1 protein-coding gene is annotated in these 1090 nt (G+C 33.9%); it reads right to left on the bottom strand.

Going from position 1 to position 1090, the window contains the following annotated elements:
- Positions 1 to 368: 368 nt before the first annotated feature.
- A partial coding sequence (locus ACT3TJ_RS17985; RefSeq protein WP_444666135.1) for a hypothetical protein occupies positions 369 to 1090 on the bottom strand: 722 nt, incomplete at its 5' end.

The raw sequence follows: 1090 nt of genomic DNA, 5'->3' as shown, positions 1-1090 counted from the left end.
TTTAAGTACCACAAAGCCATTGGTGATTTCACTGCCGATACCAATTCCACAACTTTCATGACTTTCATGACTTTCATGACTTTCATGACTTTCATGACTTTCATGACTTCTTGAATAACCTTTCTGCTCCTAGATTCAAGGTTTAAATCCAGCGGCTAAAAATCAATAGTATTACTCTAGTACTTGGTTTATTTATGATTATTATACCACTTTCTAATACAAAACCACCTTCTAATACGGCTTGCGAAAACCCTAATTATCCATGCCCTACAATAAATAGCTTTTAGCAAATACAGAAACCAAAATCAACACTTTAAAAACAACACTTCAGCCATTAAAAACATAAAGAAACACTAAAATACAAACACCTACTTACAGCCATCTCTAAAACTATTATAAACCTCTTTCAAGGGTGGCGAGGGGCGAGTATCAAGATTGCTTGAAAATATATTATAGTACTTTGAGAAACGTTTCTTGTCTCTTCTAAAATCCCAAGTCCAACTATTTTGGTAAGGTATAACACCATCGTCTACACGATTTTTAAAAGTCCTTAACAAAATACTCTCAAACATATAATTATTAATTATTTTAACGAAATTTCTAATCACCTCTGAAACATCTTGCAGACCATCCATAGTCAAGGAAAGTGGTTTTTCCAATATATCCTTATGTAAATCCAATCCAAGCTTAATAGCATTTTTAGCTCCGAGCTTTCCAAATCTGTGCACACAACAATGCCTCATCTCACATATTTTCTGGTAATCTAAAAAAGATTTTTCAACTTCAGCAGGTCGATTCCCTTTAATACCTGCAAAATCCTTTAATGCTTGCTTAACATTATAAGAACCGGAAAAAGAATATTCTTCAAGCAAGGCTTCAGCTAATATTTCAGGCTTATGGTTAAGTGCAGCTCCATAAGTAACATTTAAAGGCTCAACTAGTTTCCTAGAGTATTCATCCACGTTCACCAAGTGCCTAAAAATAGCTCTAAAGTAGCTTTCAACTGCCGACATATAACCAAGCAGAACCAACGTACCCATTTCTCGACTTAAAGAATTCAAAGGCAAATAAATAGTATTTATTTTATTAG

The organism is Halomonas sp. AOP30-A1-24 (assembly GCF_052378165.1).
GTDB classification, from domain to species: Bacteria; Pseudomonadota; Gammaproteobacteria; order Pseudomonadales; family Halomonadaceae; genus Vreelandella; species Vreelandella citrativorans.
The sequence above is the reverse complement of the archived record's forward strand: the minus strand, read 5'-3'. Positions and strand labels throughout refer to the sequence as shown.